The following is a 20,496-nucleotide window of genomic DNA, read 5'->3' as shown; positions in this document are numbered from 1 at the left end:
TTCTGGGTATCAGCACCATTAAATAAAAAAGCCTCCCAATCGGGAGGCTTTTTTGTATGTGCCTTTCGGCCATCCATCGCAAATTGCAGTCCTGCAATGTCACACCTTCTTGTTGTTGAGATATCTTCCCTTTCTATCCCGTATGCTTTCCGGGCGGCGCTTCTCTATTAAAGGGATCCGGGCTAAGTTGTGGATTGGCAAAGACAACCACGCTTTCGAAGGGGAAGAACATGCTGATTAGGAATGTGCGTCTGGCGGGCAGGGAAGGGATGTGGCAAATCCTCTGTCAGGGAGGCGTGATCCGGGCCATCGAGCCCATGAGCACTCAGCTGCTCTCTGCCCGCGAGCTTGATGGTGAGCAAGGCCTTGTCATCCCCCCCTTTATCGAACCGCACATTCACCTCGATACCACCCAGACGGCTGGCGAGCCGAGCTGGAACCTCTCCGGCACCCTGTTCGAGGGGATCGAGCGTTGGGCCGAGCGCAAGGCGCTGCTGACCCATGAGGATGTGAAACAACGCGCCATCCAGACACTGAAATGGCAGATTGCCAACGGCATCCAGTTTGTACGTACCCACGTGGATGTCTCCGACCCCAATCTGGTCGCCCTGAAGGCGATGCTGGAGGTGCGGGAGGAGATGAAGGCGTGGGTGGATCTGCAGATAGTGGCCTTCCCACAGGAGGGGATCCTCTCCTACCCCAACGGCAAGGCGTTACTTGAAGAGGCTCTCAAACTGGGCGCCGACGTGATAGGCGCCATCCCCCATTTCGAGTTTACCCGGGAGTACGGGGTCGAAAGTCTGCACTACGTCTTCGATCTTGCGGAGAAATATCAGGTTCTGGTGGATGTGCATTGCGACGAAATCGATGACGAACAGTCCCGTTTTATCGAGACGCTGGCAACCCTGGCCTACGAGCGCGGCATGGGTCATCGGGTGACCGCCAGTCATACCACCGCCATGCACTCCTACAACGGTGCCTATGCGTCGCGGCTGTTCAGGCTGCTGAAGATGGCGGACATCAACTTCGTGGCCAATCCGCTGGTGAACATTCACCTGCAGGGGCGCTTCGACAGCTATCCCAAGCGCCGTGGCATCACCCGGGTGAAGGAGATGCTGGAGGCGAACATCAACGTCTGCTTCGGCCACGACGACGTGTTCGATCCCTGGTATCCCATGGGCACGGCCAACATGTTGCAGGTGCTGCACATGGGGCTGCATGTCTGCCAGATCATGGGCTACGAACAGATCAACGACAGTCTCAAGCTGATCAGCTGTCACAGTGCCCGCACCCTGAACGTGCAGGATCGCTACGGCATCGAGGTGGGCAAGCCCGCCAACCTGCTGATCCTTCCTGCAGAGAATGGTTTCGATGCGGTGCGCCGCCAGGTGCCGGTGCGTTATTCCATCCGCCATGGCAGAGTCATCGCCGATACTCGCCCGGCCGAGACGACCCTCCATCTTGTGAATGCAGAATCGGTAGACTTTCGCCGCTAGGGTCTAGCCGGGTCGATTAATTGCCCGGCTGTCCCCTGCTGCCGACATTTTGCATAATGCCAATCTGACACTCTTGGAGCCTGCTTGATGCAAACCTGGTTATTTGTCGCTGCCGGAGGCGCCTTCGGTGCCTGCCTGCGTTTTGGCATCGCCGAACTGATGGCCTGGCTGCTGGGACGCCACTTTCCCTATGGCACCCTGGTGGTCAACGTGGTGGGTTCCTTCATCATGGGGATTGCCTATGCCCTGATCAGCCATGGTCACGTGGTTGAACACCCGATGAAGCCATTGCTGATGGTGGGTATCCTCGGCGCCCTGACCACCTTCTCCTCCTTTGCCCTCGATACGGTCGTGCTGGCCCAGCAAGGGGCCTATCTGAAGGCGCTGCTCAATATCGGTCTCAATCTGTTCCTCTGTCTGGCCATGGTCGTGCTGGGGATGCAGTTGGTCGCAAGCCGGGTTTGAGGTGTCCGCACGCCATCGGCTCTGGTAAACTGGCGGCCATTCTTTGCTCTATGGGTATTTGAGGGATGTCGGAACAGACTACTACTACGCATTTTGGCTATAAAACCGTGGCAGCGACCGAGAAGGAAACCCTGGTCGCCGGTGTCTTTCATTCGGTAGCGGCCAAGTATGATCTGATGAACGATCTGATGTCGTTCGGCATCCATCGCCTCTGGAAGCGCTTTACCATCGACTGCTCCGGTGTCCGCAAAGGACAGAAGGTGCTGGATCTGGCTGGCGGCACAGGGGATTTGACCGCCAAGTTCTCCCGCATCGTGGGCGAGACCGGTCAGGTGGTCCTGGCGGACATCAACGACTCCATGCTGAAAGTGGGCCGCGACAAACTGCGTAACCTGGGGGTGGCCAACAACGTCTCCTATGTGCAGGCCAATGCCGAGGCGCTCCCGTTCCCTGACAACCATTTCGACGTCATCACCATCGGCTTCGGCCTGCGCAACGTCACCGACAAGGACAAGGCGCTTGCCTCCATGTTCCGGGTGCTCAAGCCGGGTGGCCGCCTGCTGGTGCTGGAGTTCTCCAAGCCGGTGAGCGAAGTGATCGCCAAGCTGTATGATCTCTACTCCTTCAAATTGCTGCCGAAAATGGGCGAAATCGTCGCGAATGACAGCGAAAGTTACAAATACCTGGCGGAATCCATCCGCATGCACCCGGATCAGCAGACCCTGGCAGGCATGATGGAGAATGTCGGGTTCGAGCAGGTTGAGTTCTACAACCTGACCCAGGGCGTGGTCGCCCTGCACCGCGGTTACAAGTTTTAAGGTCGCCTATGCCGATGGATGCCATGGTCACCGCGGTGATCGAAACCAGCCTCAACCAGTTGCTGGCCTTGGACAAACAGAGCCCGGAGCGCTTGCGCAAGCTGACGGGCAAGGTACTCAAACTGGAGCTGCGCGAGCTCAAGCCGCTCTGGTTTGTCTTCTCGGAGCGCCGTCTGGATGTGCTGGCCATGTTTGAAGGGGAGGCGGATGCGGTGCTGAGCCTCTCCCTGACCGCCCTCGGTCTGCTCAAGGAGCCTTCCGCCCTGACCCGCTACATCCGCGAGGAGAAGCTGGACCTGAGCGGTGACCCCCAGCTGGTGCAGGCATTCAGCGCCCTGCTTGGCGAGCTCGATATCGACTGGGAAGAGGAGCTGTCCCGCTACACCGGCGATGTGGTGGCCCACACCCTGTGCAGTGGTGCTCGTCAGGCTCGCCGTTTTGTGGGGCGAGAGTTGTGCCGTTCCCAGCGTCAAGTGGCCGAGTATCTGACCGAGGAGGCGAGGCTTGCCCCGGGTCCGCTGGAAGTGGCGAGCTTCAATGACGATGTCGAAGAGCTGGCCCAACAGATGAAGGCGATCGAGTTGCGGCTTGCCCGCCTCGAACAGCAGGTGAGCTGATGACCCCGAAGGAGTTCAAACGCCTCTATCGCATCGTCAGCATCCTGCTGGAACAGGGCATCGACGAGCTGGTGCCCGCCCGTTATCAGCCCTGGCCTGGCCGTCTGGCCCGTCGCAGTCTGTTCTGGCTCAAGAACAAGCAACAAGGCATGAGCCGTGGCGCCCGCATTCGCCTCGCCTTCGAGGCCCTGGGCCCCATCTTCATCAAGTTCGGCCAGATGCTCTCGACCCGCCGAGACCTGCTGCCCCCCGACATTGCCGAAGAGCTGGCCCTGCTGCAGGACAGGGTGCCTCCCTTCTGTGGTCAGGCCGCCCGTCGCCAGATAGAAGAGAGCCTGGGTTGCCCCGTCGAGACCCTGTTCGATGACTTCGACGAGACGCCGCTGGCATCCGCCTCCATCGCCCAGGTGCACACCGCCCGGTTGAAGGAGAACGGCCGCGAGATCGTCATCAAGGTGATCCGTCCCGATATCGAGCCGGTCATTGAGGCCGACCTGCGCCTGATGCAGGCCCTGGCCCGTCTGGTGGCCCGTTTCGTGCCCCAGAGCGGACGACTGCGCCCCGTCGAGGTGGTGGAGGAGTATCGCAAGACCATACTCGACGAGCTCAACCTGATGCGCGAAGCGGCCAATGCCATCCAGTTGCGCCGCAACTTCACCGGCTCCGAGGCGCTCTACGTGCCCGAGGTGTTCACCGAGCACTGCCGCGAGCAGGTGCTGGTGATGGAGCGGATCTACGGCATTCCGGTCTCCGACATTGCGGCGTTGGAAGCCAACGGCACCAACATGAAGCTGCTGGCCGAGCGCGGAGTGGAGGTGTTCTTCACCCAGGTGTTCCGCGACAGCTTCTTCCACGCCGACATGCACCCGGGCAACATCTTCGTCTCTTTCGAACACCCGGAGAATCCGCTCTGGATCGGCATCGACTGCGGCATCGTCGGCACCCTCAACCGGGAAGACAAGCGCTACCTGGCGGAGAACTTCCTCGCCTTCTTCAATCGCGACTACCGCCGTGTGGCCGAGCTGCACGTGGAGTCAGGCTGGGTACCGCCCGATACCAAGGTGGACGAGTTCGAGTTCGCCATCCGCACCGTGCTGGAGCCCATCTTCGAGAAACCGCTCTCCGAGATCTCCTTCGGCCACGTGCTGCTCAATCTGTTCAACACCGCCCGTCGCTTCAACATGCAGGTGCAGCCGCAGCTGGTGCTGCTGCAAAAGACCCTGCTCTATGTGGAAGGGCTGGGTCGCCAGCTCTATCCCCAGCTGGATTTGTGGCAGACCGCCAAGCCCTATCTGGAGAACTGGATGCACGAGCAGGTCGGCCCCAAGGCGGTATGGAATGCCATCAAGGAGAAGGCGCCGTTCTGGGCGGAGAAACTGCCGGAGCTGCCGGAGCTGGTCTATGAGACCCTGCGTCAGGCCCGCCATCAGCAGCACCACTTCGACCAGATGTTTGCCGATTTCCGTCGCCACAGTCGCCGTCAGGGGCAGGCCCGCTACCTCTTAGGGGTTGGAGCCAGCCTGCTGCTCGCGGGTGTATTCTTGCTGACCCAGAAACAACACATTGAGTGGGGACAAATCAGCCTCGCCGGCGCCGGGTTATGCTGGCTGCTGGGTTGGTTGCGAACCCGTTCCCATTAAATAACCTGCGCCATCGGGCGCCTATCCGGAGAGAAAATCATGGGTGGTATCAGTATTTGGCAGTTGTTGATCATCGCAGTCATCGTCGTGCTGTTGTTTGGCACCAAAAAATTGCGCGGTATCGGCGGCGATCTGGGCGCGGCGGTCAAGGGGTTCAAGAAGGCGCTCTCCGATGAGCCGGCCGACACCAAACCCGAGCAGAAAGATGCCGAGTTCCCGACCAAGCAGTTGAACGAGACGGCCAGCAACGCCGAAGCCGCCAAGCAGAAAGACAAAGATCAGGCCTAAGCCATGTTCGACATCGGTTTTTGGGAACTGGTCGTCATCGGCGTCGTCGCCCTGGTGGTGCTGGGTCCCGAGCGGTTGCCGGTCGCGATCCGCACCGCCAGCCACTGGATAAGGCTGATCCGCAGCACCGCCAACTCGGTCAAGGCCGAGCTGGAGCAGGAGCTCAAGTTGCAGGATCTGCACAACGACCTGAAGAAGGCCGAACGGTTGCAGATGAACAACCTGAGCCCTGAGCTGCAGGAGTCCATCGAGCAGTTGAAAGCGGCCGCCCAGTCGGTGAATCGTCCCTATCAGGGGGAGAACGAGATCCGCCCGCCTCGGGAGCCCGCCCAGGCTGAGCCAGCCACTCCGGTGGCTGCCTCGGTGCCTGCGACCCCAGAGGTGCCACCGGTCAACAGCCAGCGAGAGAGCGAGCCTGTGCCCGCCAGCGAGTCCGCAGCCAAAGGGGAGGTGAAGCCATGAGTCAGGCAGAACAGCCCCTCATCAGCCATCTGGTGGAGCTGAGAACCCGTCTGCTGCGTTCCATCACCGCCATCCTGCTGGTGTTCATCGCGCTCATCTACTTCTCCAACAACATCTACGACTTCGTGGCCCAGCCGCTGCTCAGCCAGTTGCCGGCAGGCACCAGCATGATAGCGACGGATGTGGCGACGCCCTTCATCACGCCCATCAAGCTGACCCTGGTGGTCTCCTTCTTCGTGGCGATCCCCTATCTGCTCTATCAGGCTTGGGCTTTCATCGCACCCGGTCTGTACCAGCACGAACGGCGGCTGATCCTGCCCCTGGTGGCCTCCAGCGCCGTGCTGTTCTATGCGGGGATGGCGTTCGCCTACTACGTGGTGTTCCCCCTGGTGTTCGGCTTCTTCACCAGTACCGCCCCCGCCGGGGTGACGGTGGCGACCGACATCGCCAGCTACCTGGACTTCGTGCTGACCCTGTTCTTCGCGTTCGGGGTGGCGTTCGAGATCCCGGTGGCCACCATACTGCTCTGCTGGACCGGGGTGACCACCCCCAGGAGCCTGAAGGAGAAGCGCCCCTACGTCATCGTCGGGGTCTTCGTGGTCGGTATGTTGCTGACGCCGCCCGATGTATTTTCCCAGACCCTGCTCGCGATCCCCATGTGGGGCCTGTGGGAGATAGGTCTGTTCTTCGCCCGCTTTTACGTGAAGAAAGAGGACGAGGAGCAGCAACAAACGGAAGAGGGGAGCTGAGGCTCCCTTCCTCTTTTCATGCATCCGTTCGAGGCGTATGGTAAGGCCCCATCGAGTAGATGGTTTTCAAATGCCTGATATGCACCTCGTTTGTCCGGAACCCCTGACTCCATGATCGACATCGGTTTGAACCTGACCAGCAGCCAGTTCGCAGGCGAACAGGCCGACCTGGTGGAACGCGCGCGCGCCGCCGGGGTGGAAGCCCTGATCCTGACCGGCACCGATCTGGCCGGCAGCCGCGAGAGCGCCGCATTGGCCGCCCGCTGGCCCGGTTACTGCTTCTCCACCGCCGGGGTACATCCCCACGATGCCAAGAGCGTCGATGAGGAGACCCTGCCCGCCTTGCGCGAACTGGCGGCCCTGCCCCAGGTGGTGGCCATCGGCGAGTGCGGTCTCGACTACAACCGGGACTTCTCCCCCCGTCCAGTGCAGGACGCGGTGTTTGACGCCCAGCTGGCGCTCGCCGCCGAGCTCGGGATGCCGGTGTTTCTGCACTGCCGCGATGCCCATGACAAATTCGTCGAGATCCTGCGCCCCTGGTTGCCCCGCCTGCCGGGGGCCGTGCTGCACTGCTTCACCGGCTCCGATGCCGAGCTGGACGAGTGCCTGGCGCTGGGGTTGCATATCGGGGTGACCGGCTGGCTCTGTGACGAGCGCCGTGGCCAGCTGCTGCGCGAGCAGGTGGCCCGCATTCCGGCGGGTCGCCTGATGATAGAGACGGACGCCCCCTACCTGGTGCCGCGGGATCTGAAACCCAGGCCCAAACGCAACGAACCCGCTTTTTTGCCGCACATCGCCCAGGTGGTGGCGGCCTGCCGTGGTGAAGCGCCCGAGGCCTTGCTGGCCCATACCCGGGCCACCTCCGCCGCATTCTTCCAACTTCCGCTTTTGGAGTGATTCATGGCCACAACTCTTCCGGGGGCCTTCCCGGGCCGTCGCCTGCGCCGGGTGCGCAAACATGACTTCAGCCGCCGCCTGGTGCGCGAAAACGTACTGACCGTCGACGATCTCATCTATCCCGTGTTCGTGCTGGAGGGGGAGGGTCAGCGAGAGGCCGTTGCCTCCATGCCGGGGGTGGACAGGCTCTCCATCGATCTGCTGCTCGAAGAGGCCGCCGAACTGGTGGCCCTGGGTGTGCCGGCGGTGGCCCTGTTCCCGGTGACGCCGCTGGAGAGAAAGAGTCTGATGGCGGAAGAGGCCTACAACCCGGATGCCCTGGCCCAGCGGGCGACCCGTGCCCTCAAGGCGCGCTTCCCGGAGCTCGGGGTCATCACCGATGTGGCGCTCGACCCCTTCACCACCCATGGCCAGGACGGCATCATCGATGACGAAGGCTATGTGCAGAACGACATCACCACCGAGATCCTGGTGAAGCAGGCGCTCTCCCATGCCGCCGCCGGGGCCGACATGGTGGCACCGTCCGACATGATGGACGGCCGCATCGGTGCCATCCGCGCGGCGCTGGAGGAGAACGGCTTCGTCAACGTGCAGATCATGGCCTACTCCGCCAAGTACGCCTCCCACTACTACGGCCCGTTCCGCGATGCGGTGGGCTCCGCCGCCAACCTCGGCAAGAGCAACAAGGCCACCTACCAGATGGACCCGGCCAACGGCAACGAAGCCCTGCACGAGGTGGCCCTCGACATCGCCGAAGGGGCGGACAGCGTCATGGTCAAGCCGGGCATGCCCTACCTGGACATCATCCGCCGGGTGAAGGATCAGTTCGGCGTGCCGACCTTCGCCTATCAGGTGAGCGGCGAGTACGCCATGCACATGGCGGCGATCCAGAACGGCTGGCTCAAGGAGAAGGAGTGCGTGATGGAATCCCTGCTCTGCTTCAAGCGGGCCGGGGCCGATGGCGTCCTCACCTACTTCGCCAAGCGGGTCGCCCAGTGGTTGAAAGAGGACGCCCGACGCTGAGGCGGGGAGTGTCCATGCCCTCACAATGCCGGCCCTCGGGCCGGCATTGTCGTCTCTGGCAGATGAAGTGCTGGTTTTATGAACAAAATGCCTGAAAAAGTGGGCAACAAGCCCGTCTCTTGGCGGCAAAGGCTTGATAAATGGGGTTTCTGCCTACATCTTAGATGGTCCAAGCAGGCTTCTGGACGGCAGGGGCTGCAGAGCATTTAGAGGTACCGCAGATGACTAACCCTTTGCTGACAATGGACTCGCTGCCTCCCTTCAGCCAGATCCAGCCCGATCAGGTGCAACCTGCCGTGACGCAGGCCATCGCCGATTGCAAACAGAAGATTGAGGATGTGCTGGCCCAGAAGGAGCCTCACACCTGGGACAGCCTGATCGCCCCGCTGGAAGAGGTCAACGACCGCCTCTCCCGGATCTGGTCCCCCATCAGCCACCTCAATGCCGTGCAGAACAGCGAGGCGCTGCGAGCGGCTCACGATGCCTGCCTGCCGCTGCTGTCCGAATTCCAGACCTATGTCGGTCAGCATGAAGGGCTCTATCAAGCCTATCTGGCCCTCTCCGAGAGCGATGACTTCCCCCGGCTGGATGATGCCCAGCGCAAGGAAATCCTGAACACCCTGCGCGATTTCCGCCTCTCCGGCATCGGTCTGCCTGCCGAGGCGCAGCAGCGTTACGGCGAGATCCAGGCCCGCCTCTCGGAGCTCGCCTCCCGTTTCAGCAACAACGTGCTGGACGCGACCCAGGGCTGGCACAAGCTGGTGACCGACGAGGCCGAGCTGGCCGGTCTGCCCGCGAGCGCCCAGGCTGCCGCGCGCCAGATGGCCGAACTCAAGGGCAAGGAGGGGTGGCTGTTCACCCTGGACATCCCCTCCTACCTGCCGGTGATGATGTACGCCGACAGCCGCGCCCTGCGTGCCGAGCTGTATGAGGCCTTCACCACCCGCGCCTCCGACCAGGGCCCCAACGCCGGCAAGTGGGACAACTCCGCCATCATGACCGAGTTGCTCACCCTGCGCCGGGAGCTGGCCCGACTGCTGGGCTTTGCCAACTATGCCGAGCTCTCCCTCGCGACCAAGATGGCGGACAAGCCGGAGCAGGTGGTGGACTTCCTCACCGACCTGGCTGCCAAGTCCCTGCCCCAAGGCAAGGCGGAGCTGGAGGAGATCCGCGCCTTTGCCGCCGAGCAGCACGGTCAGGACGAACTGGCGGCCTGGGATCTTGCCTATTACGCAGAAAAGCTCAAACAGCACAAGTTTTCGGTCTCTGATGAGCAGTTGCGTCCCTACTTCCCCGCCGGTCGGGTCGTGAAGGGGCTGTTCGAGGTGGTCAAGCGGGTGTTCGGCATGAAGGTGCGCGAGCGTCTCGGCATCGACACCTGGCACCCGGATGTGCGCTTCTACGACATCTTTGACGCCGATGACGAGCTGCGCGGCAGCTTCTACCTGGATCTCTACGCCCGCGAGCACAAGCAGGGCGGCGCCTGGATGGATGTCTGCCTGGGTCGCCGCTACCGTCAGGACGGCTCCCTGCAAAAGCCGGTGGCCTACCTGACCTGCAATTTCAACGGCCCGGTGGACGGCAAGCCGGCCCTGTTCACCCACAACGAAGTGGTCACCCTGTTCCACGAGTTCGGCCACGGCATTCACCACATGCTGACCCGCATCGATGTGGCCGGCGTGGCCGGCATCAACGGCGTGGCCTGGGATGCGGTGGAGCTGCCGAGCCAGTTCCTCGAGAACTGGTGCTGGGAATCCGAGGCGCTGGCCTTCATCTCCGGCCATTACGAGAGCGGGGAGCCGCTGCCCGCCGATCTGCTGGAGAAGATGCTGACCGCCCGCAACTTCCAGGCGGCGATGCAGATGCTGCGCCAGCTGGAGTTCGCCCTGTTCGACTTCCGTCTGCACCAGACCTTTGACCCGACCAGAGCGGATCAGATCCCTGCGCTGCTGGCTGAGGTGCGCAGCCAGGTCGCCGTGATGACGCCTCCGGCGTTCAACCGCTTCCAGCACAGCTTCTCCCACATCTTCGCGGGCGGCTACGCGGCGGGCTACTACAGCTACAAGTGGGCCGAGGTACTCTCTGCCGACGCCTTCTCCCGCTTCGAGGAGGAGGGGATCTTCAACCCGGCCACGGGCCACTCCTTCCTGAAGAACATTCTGGAAAAGGGCGGCTCCAGGGAGCCGATGGAGCTGTTCCGTGCCTTCCGTGGCCGGGAGCCCCAGGTGGATGCGCTGCTGCGTCACAGCGGTATCGCCGCGTGAGGTCCCGCCGCCACAGTGAGCCTCGATTGGATGAGCTGCCGCGCCACTGCGGGAGCTTCAAGCAGGTACACATTTGCGACATAGTGGGATCGAAACGTGATTTTTGATAGAAAAAGGGACCTTTTGGTCCCTTTTTCCAAGCCTTTTTAATATCTTGCGGAGTGCATGTTTGCACTGTCCCCGCCTCTTCAGTAGAGTCGGGTTCTACCTTCCAGGGAGAGAAAGAACCTTGCCATGAGGCGAGCACTCGAGTCTGTCTATCAAATCATCTCCAGCCTGTCTCATTCGAGTGGTCAGGGATATTTTGATGCCTTTGTGAGTGAAATCGCCAACGCGGTGGGGGCTGACTTCGTCCTGGTGTCCGGCAAGGATCAGGCGGGTCTGTTCTTTACCGTGCATGCCGCCTATCCCGCCTCCCTCGACATCAACGCCTACAGCTTCCCCCTCGCCGACACTCCGGGGGAGATCGCCATGCAACAGGGTGAAGCCTGGTTCAGTGATCGCACCCGCCAGCTGTTCCCCCACGCCGCCGTGCTGGAGCGCTGCGAGGTGAGAGCCTATGCCGGCGTCGCGCTCAAGAACGCCGAGGGAGAGACCATCGGCCTGTGCAGCGTCATGTTCAAGCGGGCCATGCCGAGAATGGAGAAGATAGTGGGCCTGCTGCGTCTGCTGGCCCCGCTCGCCGGTCGTGAACTGGCGCTGATGTATCAGCAGCGCCAGAGCCAGGAGCAGCCGGCGCAACCGGAACATCACCACTTCCTGGACACCATGATGTCCCATGCGCCCGTGGGCATCGGCAAGGTGGATCTGGGCGGCAAGATCCTCTGGGCGAACCCGGCCATCGAGAAGATGCTCGGCTACAGCCAGGAGGAGCTGCAACAGCTCACCGTCGCCGAAATCAACCATCCGGACGACTGGCAGACCAGTATTGCGCTCTACGACGCCCTCAAGCGGGGAGAGCGTCCCGCGTTTACCCAGGAGAAGCGTTATCTCCATCGGGATGGGACCGTCCTGTGGGGACGGGTGACGGTGACCCTGATCCGCAACGAGCAGATGCACCCCGACTATCTCATGGTGGTGCTGGAGAATATCGATCCCATCAGGCGCCATGCGGAGCAGCTCAAGCTCTCCCACCGGGTCTATGACAACCTATCCGAAGCCATTCTGGTGTGCGATGCCGACAGTCGCATCATCTCGGTCAATCCGGCCTTCGAGAAGATCACCGGTTACAGCGAGGAGGAGGCGTGTGGCCAGCGGCCCAGCATGCTCAAGTCCGGACTACACGATCAGACCTTCTATGCGGACATGTACCACGCCCTGGAGCGGGTGGGGATCTGGCGTGGGGAGGTGTGGAACAAGCGCAAGAACGGCAAGCTCTATCCCCAGCAGCTGATGATCAGCGCCGTGCGGGAAGGGGGCAAGATCAGTCAGTACATCGCCATCTTCAGCGATCTTTCCCAGACCAAGCTGGCGGAGCAGAAGATCGCCGCCCAGGCCAACTACGACAACCTCACCGGCCTGCCCAACCGCTGGCTGTTCGGTCGCTGTCTGGCCCGCTTCTGCGAGCGCGGGGAGCGCTTCGCCCTCATGGTGCTCGACCTCAACAACTTCAAGGCGGTCAACAACAGCATGGATCACCATGTGGGCGACGCCCTGCTGCGGGAGGTATCGGACCGGCTGGTGAGCCGGGTGCGCACCGAGGATCTGGTGGCCCGCATCGGCGGCGACGAATTTGCCTTCCTGGTGCCCGGCATCGTCAACCGCCGTCAGGCCGAGGTGTTTGCCAAGCAGGTGATCGGCGGCTTTGCCCGTCCCTTCATGCTGGCCAACCAGCACCTCTATGTGACCGCCACCCTGGGGATCACCCTCTGTCCCAATGACGGCGGCGACAGCGACGAGCTCTTGCGCAATGCCGAGCAGGCCCTGTTCGTCGCCAAGCGCCAGGGACGTCCCCTCGGCACCTACAACGCCTCCATGCGGGAAGAGGTGAGTCAGCGCCACCAGATGCAGCACGATCTGGCGGAGGCCATCAAGCTGGGCCAGCTGACCATGGCCTACCAGCCCATCTGGGACAACCGCAGCGGCCGGGTCGCCAAGCTGGAGGCCCTGGTGCGCTGGTATCACCCCCACTGGGGTCAGGTCTCACCGGCGGATTTCATCCCGCTGGCGGAAGAGGCGGGGCTCATCCAGGGGCTGGGTGCCCTGGTGCTGTGGCAGTCTTGCCGGGATCTGGCCAGATTGCAGCAGTCCGGCTTCCCGGATCTGCAGATGTCCATCAACCGCTCCACCCTGGAGTTCCAGACCATAGACCCGGAGGCCAACGAGTGGCTCAGGGTGATCCGCCACTTCGAGCTGGATCCGGCGGACATCATCATCGAGATCACCGAATCCCTGCTGATGGAGACCAGCGATCAGCACAGGGTGCGGATCGATGCCCTGCGCGAGGCGGGCTGCAAGCTGGCCATCGACGACTTCGGCACCGGCTACTCGGCACTGAACTACCTGCGTACCTTCCCGGTGGATCTGGTGAAGATCGATCGCTCCTTCGTGCGCCATATTCCCTTCAACGAGCAGGATCGCCTGCTGCTCGACGGCATCATCAACATCGTGCACAACCTCGGCATGCAGGTGGTGATCGAAGGGGTGGAGACCCGGGAGCAGCTCAATTTCCTCTGCCAGAAGGGGTGCGCCTTCACCCAGGGGTATCTGCTCAGCCGCCCGCTGCCCTTCGACGATCTGACCGAGTACCTGAGTCTCAACCGTCAGGGAATGAACCTGGCGAATCTGACCACGGTGAGCTGACCCCCCGCTTCTGCTATCATGCCGGCTTCTGCGCCGTGATGAGTCCATGTTATGCCCCATATTCAGGTTTTCAGTGAAGTGCCCGCCCGCGATGGCGAGCTCGACGCCCTGCGCCAGCGCCTTGCCGACGTGGCGTTTCCCGCTCCCTTCGCCCTGGTGCTGACCGAATCGCGGTTGGAGTTGCGCAAGCTGGACGAACCCAAGCTGGGAGCCGTCTATGTGGACTTCGTGGAAGGGGCGGTGGCCCATAGGCGCAAGTTCGGTGGCGGGCGCGGCCAGTCCATCGCCAAGGCAGTAGGATTGAAGTCGGGAGCCATGCCGACCGTGGTGGATGCCACCGCCGGGCTCGGGCGCGATGCCTTCGTGCTAGCCTCCCTCGGCTGCAAGGTGACCCTGATCGAACGCAGCCCCGTGGTGGCGGCCCTGCTCCAGGACGGTCTGACCCGGGCGGGGCAGGATCCCGAGATAGGCCCCTGGGTGCGCGAGCGGATGCAACTGCTGCAAGGCCCGGCGGTGGAAACCCTGCTGGCGCTGACCGAGCGGCCGGAGGTCATCTACCTGGACCCCATGTTCCCCCACAAGCAGAAGTCGGCGCTGGTGAAAAAAGAGATGCGGGTGTTCCAGTCCCTGGTGGGGGCGGATCTCGACGCGGATGCTCTGCTGCCGGCGGCGCTCAGGATGGCTGACAAGCGGGTGGTGGTGAAGCGGCCCGACTATGCGGGCTGGCTCAACGAGCACAAGCCCAGCATGGCCATCGAGACCAAGAGCAACCGCTTCGACGTCTACGTGATGGCGGCGCTGGCGAGTTGAGTGGCGACTGGCAGGGAGTCTGAGCGTCAAACGAAGAGGGCCAACCTGATCAGGTTGGCCCTCTTGCTATTCATTGGCTGCGGGGTGGGGCGAAGTGGATCCGCTTTTCTTCCCCTTGCCAGACGAGTTCCAGGGTCGCCAGGTCCGCCAGGCTGAGGCGCTCAGCGCGCTCCAGCAGCAGATATTCCACTCCGTCGCTGGCTTCTATGGTGCGGATCCTGTCCGCCCAGGTTCGTCCATCCCGGTCGGTGATCGTGACGGGCAGCTGCCAGCTGGCGGCGATCTCCAGCCAGTCGTACAGGTCACAGCTGACGGGTTGGTAATCGGCCATGGGGTGTGCGCCTCAGGCTTCCAGCAGCCGGGTGGACCAGCCCATCTTCTGCTGGCGCTCCACCTCGAGGCGCAGCTCGCTGGCGCGCAGGTAGTGCTCGTCCAGCCAGCCCTTGGGCAGGGTCAGGGTCAGGGCATCTTCATCGGCTTGCAGCATGAACCTGGGCACAGTGCCCTGGGTCCGGCGCATGCAGAGGATGAGGGAGATGCGCAGGATGCGGGCCAACCGGATCGCCTGGCGACCGGTGACGGCGCCCTGTTTCTCCAGCGGCTCCAGCTTGAATTCATCCCGCTGGTTGAACAGCAGGGCCGACAGCAGCTTCTTCTGCGCGGGGGTGAAGCCCGGCATGTCGATGTTGTCGATGATGTAGGCGGCGTGCTGCGGCGCCTTCTTGTACTCGATGCACAGACCGATTTCGTGCAGCAGGGCTGCGTAGCGCAGGATCGGGCGACCGTAGCGCTTGGAGAGGCGCCAGGCCGGCTGCAACTGGGTGAACGCTTCGATGGCGGTGTCGCGGACCCGCTCGGCGTGCTCCTTGTCGAGCTGGTAGCGGCTGATCAGGCTGTCGGCGGTGCGATCCCGGGCATCACAGTCGTGATTGTTGCCGAGCAGGCCGTAGATGAGCCCTTCACGCAGTGCACCGCCCGCCAGGGTCATGCTCTCGATGTCGAGGGTCTCGAAGATGGCGATCAGGATGGCGAGACCGGAGGGGAACACGGTCAGCCGTTCGGCCGCCAGCCCTTCGAGCTGCAACTTATCGAGTCTGCCGCAGGCGATGGCCTGACCCATCAGCTCTTGCAACTTGGGCAGGGTGACCCGCTCGCTCTTGCCCTGGGCCAGCATGATCTCCTGCAGCGCCTGGACGGTGCCGGAGGCGCCGACGCAGGTGCGCCAGCCGAGGACACGGTAGTCCGCAGCCACTTTCTCCAGTACCGCCTTGGCGGCGGCAATGGCCTGGTTGAAGCGCGCCTCGGAGAGCTCGCCATCACCGAAGTGGTTGTTGAGCCAGGTGACGCAGCCCATGTGCAGGCTGTTGAGCAGCTTGGCTTCGCTCTGCTCGCCGATCACCAGCTCGGTGCTGGCGCCGCCGATGTCGATCACCAGCCGATTGCCTTCCCCTGCCGACGTCCAGGAGACTCCTTCATAGATGGTCTTGGCTTCTTCCTCGCCCGAAATGATCTCGATGCTGTGGTTGAGCACCCGTTCCGCTTCGCTGATGAATTCGTCGACGTTGGTGGCCAGGCGCAGGGTGGCGGTGCCCACTACCCGGATGTTGTCGGACGGGATGTCCTGCAACTGCTCGGAGAAGAGGCGCAGACAATCCCAGCCCCGCTCCATGGCGGCACGGTTGAGGCGAAAATCGGCATCGAGGCCCGCGGCGAGGCGTACCTTGCGCTTGACCTTGGTGACGGTGCGCAGGGCACCGGCGACCTCGCGCACCACCAGCATGTGAAAGCTGTTGGAGCCGAGGTCGATGGCGGCATAGAGAGGCGAGTTGTGCAACTTGGCCGATCCCTCAGTTCTTGCGGGGGGGACGACGACGGTTGTTGCTGTTGCCACCGCCCTGGCGATCCCGCATGTTGCGGTTCACCGGCTGGCGGTTGCGGAACACCCGTTTTGGCGCGGTGACGTCATCCAGCAGCGCCTCGCGGTCATACTTGCTGACCGGGATGGGGTGGTGGATGTACTCCTCGATGGCCGGCAGGTTGAAGGCATAGTCTTCACAGGCCAGGCTGATGGAGTGACCGCTTCTGCCGGCGCGGCCGGTACGACCGATGCGGTGGACATAGTCTTCGGCATCGTCGGGCAGGTCGTAGTTGAAGACGTGGGTCACGTCGGGGATGTGCAGACCACGGGCGGCCACGTCGGTGGCGACCAGGATATCCAGGGTACCCTTGGTGAACTCTTCCAGGATCTTCATCCGCTTCTTCTGCGGCACGTCGCCGGTCAGCAGGCCGACGCGGTGGCCGTCGTTCTCCAGCCAGGCGTGAACGTCTTCACAGACGTGCTTGGTGTTGGCGAAGACGATGGCTTTCTCGGGCCACTCCTCTTCCATCAGGGAGAGCAGCAGCAACATCTTGTCTTCGTTGGAGGGGTAGAAGAGCTCCTCCTTGATCCGCACGCCGGTCATCTGTTCCGGTTCGACCTGCACATGTTCCGGGTGGTTCATGTGTTCATAGGCCAGCTCCTGCACCCGCAGGGAGAGGGTGGCGGAGAACAGCATGCTCAGACGCTCGGTGGCGGGGGGCATGCGGCGGAACAGGAAACGGATGTCCTTGATGAAGCCCAGATCGAACATGCGATCCGCTTCGTCCAGAACCACGACCTGGATGTTGCCGAGATCGATGACCTTGGACTTGAAGTAGTCGATGATGCGACCCGTGGTGCCGATAAGGATGTCGACGCCCTGTTCCAGCACGGCCAGTTGCTTGTCGTAGCCTTCGCCACCATAGGCGAGACCGAGCTTGAGGCCGGTGGAGGCGGACATGCTCTCTGCATCGTTATAGATCTGGACGGCCAGCTCCCGGGTCGGGGCCATGATAATGGCGCGGGGCTGGTTGACGAGGCGCGGCCTGGTCAGCGGATGGGTCAGCAAATAGTTGAATGTCGCCGCCAGGAAAGCCAGGGTTTTGCCGGTCCCCGTTTGGGCCTGACCGGCGAGGTCATGACCTTCAACCAGCAGGGGCAGGGAGAGTGCCTGGATGGGCGTACAATAGTGAAATCCCTTTGATTCCAGACCAGCCAGAACTTCGGGTTCGAGGCCCATTTGGGCGAATTTTTCGGTCGTTAGATGTGTTTTGCTCATGGCGGTAGGTTATCAGGTTAGGCTTGCAATAATAAACAGGATCATTTCAAATAGGGCAACTATTGCCTTTGTTGAACCATCAATAAAGCCTTAATTACTGACTGGAGTTGGAGATGAGTGACAAGATTGTTCAGCTGAGCGATGCCAGCTTCGAGGCCGATGTAATCAACGCCGACAGCCCTGTTCTGGTCGATTTCTGGGCCGAATGGTGTGGACCGTGCAAGATGATTGCCCCGATCCTGAACGAAGTTGCTCAGGAATATGAAGGTCGCGTGACCGTGGCGAAATTGAACATCGATCATAACGCCGACACTCCGCCCAAGTACGGCATTCGTGGTATCCCGACCCTGCTGCTGTTCAAGAATGGTGAAGTGGCAGCGACCAAGGTCGGCGCCCTGTCCAAGACCCAACTGAAAGAGTTCCTGGACGGCAACCTGTAATAATCAAGAAGGAGCGCATTGCAATAATGCGCTCCTTGTGTTTTATCACCTAGACGCTCACCCTGATTGGTGCTAGTTTATCGCTCGTTTGCTAACCTTTTTGCCTGACTCTTTGCTTAACTACCAGCCTGGCAAGTCAAATCCGATCAGCATCAATCCAGCAGACTGTCTCCTCATTTCAATCCTTGCTTACAGACTTTCACCACTATGAATCTGACTGAACTTAAGAACACTCCTGTGTCCGAGCTGGTCCAGCTTGGCGAATCCATGGGGTTGGAAAATCTGGCTCGGGCGCACAAGAAAGACATTATCTTTGCAATCCTCAAGGCGCACGCCAAGGGCGGCGAGGATATCTTTGGCGACGGTGTGCTGGAAATCCTGACCGACGGTTTCGGTTTCCTGCGCAGTGCAGACGGCTCTTATCTCGCTGGTCCGGATGACATCTATGTCTCCCCGAGCCAGATCCGCCGCTTCAACCTGCGTACCGGCGATACTATTTCCGGCAAGATCCGGCCGCCGAAAGAGGGCGAGCGCTATTTCGCCCTGCTCAAGGTCAACGACGTCAACTACGACCGTCCGGAAAACTCCCGCAACAAGATCCTGTTTGAAAACCTCACTCCCCTGCACGCCAACGAGCGTCTGCGCATGGAGCGTGGCAACGGTTCCACCGAAGACATCACCGCCCGTGTACTGGATCTGGCATCCCCGATCGGCAAGGGCCAGCGCGGTCTCATCGTTGCACCGCCCAAGGCCGGTAAGACCATGCTGCTGCAGAACATCGCCCAGAGCATCGCCTACAACCACCCGGATTGTGAGCTGATCGTGCTGCTGATTGACGAGCGTCCGGAAGAAGTGACCGAGATGCAGCGCATGGTGAAGGGCGAAGTCATCGCCTCCACCTTCGACGAGCCGGCCTCCCGTCACGTCCAGGTCGCCGAAATGGTGATCGAGAAGGCCAAGCGTCTGGTCGAGCACAAGAAGGACGTGGTGATCCTGCTGGACTCCATCACCCGTCTGGCCCGCGCCTACAACACCGTCATCCCGTCTTCCGGCAAGGTGCTGACCGGTGGTGTGGACGCCAACGCCCTGCACCGTCCGAAGCGTTTCTTCGGTGCGGCGCGCAACGTCGAAGAGGGCGGCAGCCTGACCATCATCGCCACCGCGCTGATCGATACCGGCTCCAAGATGGATGAAGTCATCTACGAAGAGTTCAAGGGTACCGGCAACATGGAACTGCACCTCTCGCGCAAGATTGCCGAGAAGCGCGTCTACCCGGCCATCGACATCACCCGCTCCGGCACCCGCAAGGAAGAGCTGCTGACCGCCCCGGACGAGCTGCAGAAGATGTGGATCCTGCGCAAGATCATTCACCCCATGGGCGAGATCGACAGCATCGAGTTCCTCATCGACAAGCTGGCTGCGACCAAGACCAACGACGAGTTCTTCGACTCCATGAAGCGTCAACAGAAGTAACAGTCTCTTCAATGACAAAACCGCGGCCCAGGTCGCGGTTTTTGTTTATCTATTTCACGGCTGGCTTAGTAGTATGAAGCCTCGATGTCACAAGGAAAGGGACGTCATGAAGCTGGTGTTGTTCATATGGATGGGTTGGTTGTGGCTGGCGGCCCCGGTGCATGCCGACTCCCCGCCGCAATTGCAGGCTCCCCTGGTGGCGGACGAGGGACTGGAGGGGCATCGGGCGTACCTGGACGGCCGCATGGCGCTCGGGCAGTTTGATGCCATCGACTCGTTGCTCGAGACCCTGTCGGTGGGGCAGCGGGAGTTCCTGTTGTTCCAGTTGCTGGGGGAGCTCAAGTCATCGGGCGCACCGAGCCCGGCGCTGCTGGCCTGGGTGCGGGCACAAGCGGCCAAGGCGCCACAATGGCTGGTGGAAGGGAAGGTGGACGGTTTCCTGGTGCAGCTACCCGCCTACGACTTCCCCGCCGAGGCCCGGCTGGTGCTGAGCCACTGGCAGCAGCTGGCCTGGCAGGACAACTATCGCCAGTTGCTGGAGCAGGATCGCTTCGACTTCAAACAGGTCTACTACAGCCGCAATCCCGAGCTGGCACAGCAGCAGCAGGCCCTGCTGGCGGTGCTCGATCGGCAGCCGGTATCCGTGCTGCGCCGGGAGGCGCAGCGGCTTGCCGCCCTCAATCTCTTCTTGCCGGACAACCAGTTGCTGCTGCACTTCATCGAACAGACCGGGGAGACGGCACTCTACCTCAAGCTGTGGCGTCAGCCAGTGGATCACGATAGCCTGACTGCACTGCACACTATTTCCCGCTTTTATGCAGGTCAGGAGGCGAGCGATCTGCTGATCGCCGCCAGCCAGAACAGCCGCCTGATGGTCCCCGCCCTGCACCAGCTCAGCCGCCTCTCCCCCTTGCCGGACGGGGCCCAGCAGTTCCTCCTGGCCGAACTCGGCAAGCACCAGTATGGCGGGCTGGTGGCCGGCCTGTTGTTGCAGATGGACGAGCCCAGACTCCTGGGTCAATTGGCAAACCGGCTGACGCTTCAGGAGCGGCGACACGCCTCGTCCGTCATGAGGTCCGATACGGGTACACCGGATACGCCGCCAGGGTTATAAT

Annotated in this window: 19 protein-coding genes; 16 read left to right on the top strand and 3 right to left on the bottom strand. The window is 61.9% G+C overall.

The features are described from left to right. The first annotated feature begins 230 nt into the window (after window positions 1-230). The 13 genes from BN1120_RS18335 to BN1120_RS18275 all read left to right on the top strand — a co-directional run bounded on the left by BN1120_RS18335 (window position 231) and on the right by BN1120_RS18275 (window position 14,331). Window positions 231-1,496, top strand: coding sequence for a cytosine deaminase (locus tag BN1120_RS18335; protein ID WP_042017424.1), 1,266 nt, complete (start codon window positions 231-233; stop codon window positions 1,494-1,496). A gap of 87 nt (window positions 1,497-1,583) precedes the next feature. Then, window positions 1,584-1,961, top strand: coding sequence for a fluoride efflux transporter CrcB (gene crcB, locus BN1120_RS18330; protein ID WP_010672354.1), 378 nt, complete (start codon window positions 1,584-1,586; stop codon window positions 1,959-1,961). A 65-nt stretch (window positions 1,962-2,026) separates the two neighbouring features. Continuing rightward, on the top strand, window positions 2,027-2,779 hold the full coding sequence (gene ubiE / locus BN1120_RS18325; protein ID WP_039041078.1) for a bifunctional demethylmenaquinone methyltransferase/2-methoxy-6-polyprenyl-1,4-benzoquinol methylase UbiE: 753 nt from the start codon (window positions 2,027-2,029) through the stop codon (window positions 2,777-2,779). Between the two features lie 8 nt (window positions 2,780-2,787). Then, window positions 2,788-3,396: a ubiquinone biosynthesis accessory factor UbiJ gene (locus BN1120_RS18320; RefSeq protein WP_042017423.1), complete on the top strand. Its 609-nt coding sequence runs from the start codon at window positions 2,788-2,790 to the stop codon at window positions 3,394-3,396. Further along, a complete protein-coding gene (gene ubiB, locus BN1120_RS18315; RefSeq protein ID WP_042017422.1) occupies window positions 3,396-5,036 on the top strand; it encodes a ubiquinone biosynthesis regulatory protein kinase UbiB in 1,641 nt (546 codons plus the stop codon). Before BN1120_RS18320 ends, ubiB begins: the two co-directional genes overlap by 1 nt. Before the next feature lie 39 nt (window positions 5,037-5,075). Beyond that, the gene (tatA, locus tag BN1120_RS18310) at window positions 5,076-5,324 is read left to right on the top strand and encodes a Sec-independent protein translocase subunit TatA (RefSeq protein WP_010672358.1); all 249 of its coding nucleotides are present in this window, start codon (window positions 5,076-5,078) and stop codon (window positions 5,322-5,324) included. 3 nt (window positions 5,325-5,327) lie between these two features. After that, window positions 5,328-5,786 carry a Sec-independent protein translocase protein TatB gene (tatB, locus tag BN1120_RS18305; RefSeq protein WP_010672359.1) on the top strand — a complete coding sequence of 153 codons (459 nt, stop codon included), beginning with the start codon at window positions 5,328-5,330 and terminating at the stop codon, window positions 5,784-5,786. Then, window positions 5,783-6,535 (top strand): twin-arginine translocase subunit TatC, encoded by a 753-nt coding sequence (tatC, locus tag BN1120_RS18300; RefSeq protein WP_042017421.1) that lies wholly within the window; start codon window positions 5,783-5,785, stop codon window positions 6,533-6,535. The genes tatB and tatC overlap by 4 nt, the downstream gene beginning before the upstream one ends. 111 nt (window positions 6,536-6,646) lie before the next feature. Then, window positions 6,647-7,432, top strand: coding sequence for a TatD family hydrolase (locus BN1120_RS18295; RefSeq protein WP_010672361.1), 786 nt, complete (start codon window positions 6,647-6,649; stop codon window positions 7,430-7,432). 3 nt (window positions 7,433-7,435) lie between these two features. Continuing rightward, window positions 7,436-8,455 carry a porphobilinogen synthase gene (gene hemB, locus BN1120_RS18290; protein ID WP_042017420.1) on the top strand — a complete coding sequence of 340 codons (1,020 nt, stop codon included), beginning with the start codon at window positions 7,436-7,438 and terminating at the stop codon, window positions 8,453-8,455. Window positions 8,456-8,676: 221 nt separating this feature from the next. After that, the gene (gene prlC, locus BN1120_RS18285; RefSeq protein WP_042017419.1) at window positions 8,677-10,719 is read left to right on the top strand and encodes an oligopeptidase A; all 2,043 of its coding nucleotides are present in this window, start codon (window positions 8,677-8,679) and stop codon (window positions 10,717-10,719) included. A 234-nt stretch (window positions 10,720-10,953) separates the two neighbouring features. Further along, window positions 10,954-13,521 carry a putative bifunctional diguanylate cyclase/phosphodiesterase gene (locus BN1120_RS18280; protein WP_039041083.1) on the top strand — a complete coding sequence of 856 codons (2,568 nt, stop codon included), beginning with the start codon at window positions 10,954-10,956 and terminating at the stop codon, window positions 13,519-13,521. A 51-nt stretch (window positions 13,522-13,572) separates the two neighbouring features. Beyond that, window positions 13,573-14,331, top strand: coding sequence for a class I SAM-dependent methyltransferase (locus BN1120_RS18275; RefSeq protein ID WP_010672365.1), 759 nt, complete (start codon window positions 13,573-13,575; stop codon window positions 14,329-14,331). Window positions 14,332-14,401: 70 nt separating this feature from the next. On the opposite strand, the gene BN1120_RS18270 is transcribed toward BN1120_RS18275, so the two are convergent. Genes BN1120_RS18270 through rhlB form a run of 3 tightly spaced genes read right to left on the bottom strand, consistent with a single transcriptional unit; the run spans window position 14,402 to window position 17,468 of the window. Next, a complete protein-coding gene (locus BN1120_RS18270; RefSeq protein WP_041214156.1) occupies window positions 14,402-14,662 on the bottom strand; it encodes a Rho-binding antiterminator in 261 nt (86 codons plus the stop codon). A gap of 12 nt (window positions 14,663-14,674) precedes the next feature. Then, window positions 14,675-16,165, bottom strand: coding sequence for a guanosine-5'-triphosphate,3'-diphosphate diphosphatase (gene gppA / locus BN1120_RS18265; RefSeq protein ID WP_042017418.1), 1,491 nt, complete (start codon window positions 16,163-16,165; stop codon window positions 14,675-14,677). 13 nt (window positions 16,166-16,178) lie between these two features. Further along, window positions 16,179-17,468: an ATP-dependent RNA helicase RhlB gene (gene rhlB / locus BN1120_RS18260; RefSeq protein WP_029313424.1), complete on the bottom strand. Its 1,290-nt coding sequence runs from the start codon at window positions 17,466-17,468 to the stop codon at window positions 16,179-16,181. Between the two features lie 113 nt (window positions 17,469-17,581). Here rhlB and trxA point away from each other — a divergent pair, with 113 nt between their 5' ends. From trxA to BN1120_RS18245, 3 genes are all read left to right on the top strand, one after another. Continuing rightward, a complete protein-coding gene (gene trxA, locus BN1120_RS18255) occupies window positions 17,582-17,908 on the top strand; it encodes a thioredoxin TrxA (RefSeq protein ID WP_010672369.1) in 327 nt (108 codons plus the stop codon). Window positions 17,909-18,115: 207 nt separating this feature from the next. Then, complete coding sequence (gene rho, locus BN1120_RS18250; RefSeq protein ID WP_010672370.1) at window positions 18,116-19,381, top strand: transcription termination factor Rho; 1,266 nt, start codon at window positions 18,116-18,118, stop codon at window positions 19,379-19,381. Between the two features lie 106 nt (window positions 19,382-19,487). Then, window positions 19,488-20,495, top strand: coding sequence for a hypothetical protein (locus tag BN1120_RS18245; protein ID WP_042017416.1), 1,008 nt, complete (start codon window positions 19,488-19,490; stop codon window positions 20,493-20,495). Window position 20,496 lies beyond the last annotated feature (1 nt).

The sequence above is a fragment of the Aeromonas caviae genome (assembly GCF_000819785.1).
Classification (GTDB): domain Bacteria; phylum Pseudomonadota; class Gammaproteobacteria; order Enterobacterales; family Aeromonadaceae; genus Aeromonas; species Aeromonas caviae.
This window is presented reverse-complemented; position numbering and strand designations above follow the sequence as displayed.